Raw genomic sequence first — 530 nt, forward strand, 5'->3', positions numbered from 1 at the left:
GCCCTCGCCCAGGCCGTCCACGGTGAACAGCCTCGGCCGGAACACCTGGCCGACCCCGTGTACGACGCCCTGCTGTTCGCCGGGCGCCGGATGCTCGCCGTCGTCTGCCGAGCGCGCCTGATCGTCACCGGCGGGCGCACCCTCCTCACGCCCCGCACCGCCCGCCTGGTCGGCGCGCTCGTCCCCGCGCCCAGACCCGTCGCCGACCTCGTCTCCGCGTGCCTCGCCTTCAGGCCCTTCGCCCGACGGATCGGTGCTCCCGTCGCCGTGCGTCTCGCCCTCGGTACGGTCGTCGTCGTCCGGGGTGAAGTCGTGGCCGTCCAGCAGCGCGTCGAGCAGCGCTTCGTCGAGGCCCGGCGTGTCGAAGGGGTCGCGGCGGCGGCGGTGCGGAAGCGGCAGCAGCGCGGCCCGCCGGACGCCGTCGCGTGTCACCGAGAGGCGGCCGTGCCAGGCGGCGAGCGCCATCGCGGTCCGCGCGGTGACGAGGTCGGCCCGGAGCCCGTCGACCTCGAATCCCGCGCACACCGCGG

Annotated in this window: 1 pseudogene; it reads right to left on the bottom strand. The window is 76.6% G+C overall.

Going from position 1 to position 530, the window contains the following annotated elements:
- A pseudogene (locus ACYVE7_RS35560) lies at window positions 1-530 on the bottom strand (magnesium chelatase); the annotation flags it as partial.

The organism is Actinocorallia lasiicapitis, assembly GCF_054778695.1.